The sequence below is a fragment of the Dietzia sp. KRD202 genome, assembly GCF_017168155.1.
GTDB classification, from domain to species: Bacteria; Actinomycetota; Actinomycetes; order Mycobacteriales; family Mycobacteriaceae; genus Dietzia; species Dietzia kunjamensis.
This window is the reverse complement of the sequence record NZ_JABFAN010000110.1, coordinates 1-441: the sequence shown is the minus strand read 5'-3', so window position 1 is coordinate 441 and position 441 is coordinate 1. Positions and strand designations below refer to the sequence as shown.

At 72.3% G+C, this 441-nt stretch carries 1 protein-coding gene; it reads right to left on the bottom strand.

Translation table 11 applies throughout. From position 1 onward, the window contains the following. Positions 1 to 72 precede the first annotated feature (72 nt). A partial coding sequence (locus J1M64_RS19195) for an ABC transporter permease (RefSeq protein WP_206475237.1) occupies positions 73 to 441 on the bottom strand: 369 nt, incomplete at its 5' end.

The following is a 441-nucleotide window of genomic DNA, read 5'->3' as shown; positions in this document are numbered from 1 at the left end:
CCCTAATTCGTGCCGCCGACACGCGGCCGGAGGCACTCCGGATGCCGCGGAATCCGCGCAGGCGCGCGGGAATCAGAAGCGGATCGCCTCGATCACCTTCGAGCGCACCGCGATCGTGGCGGGGATGCTGCCGGCGATCGCGCCGACGACCGCCGAGACGAGCAGCCCGGTGATCGCGGCGGCCATCGGGAAGCCCGGCAGCTCGCCGCCCGACAGGCCCTGCGTCAGCAGCTCCTGCACGACCGGCAGCCGGTAGGCGAAGATGCAGACGGCGATGCCGATGCCGCCGGCCACCACGGTGCCGACCACCGACTCGAGCATGACGGCGACGAAGATGCGGCCGCGGCTGGCTCCGAAGGCTCGGCGGATGCCGAACTCGCGCACGCGCTGCCGGATCGAGACGACCGCGACGGTGATGAGGCCGAGCGCACCGAGCAGCAG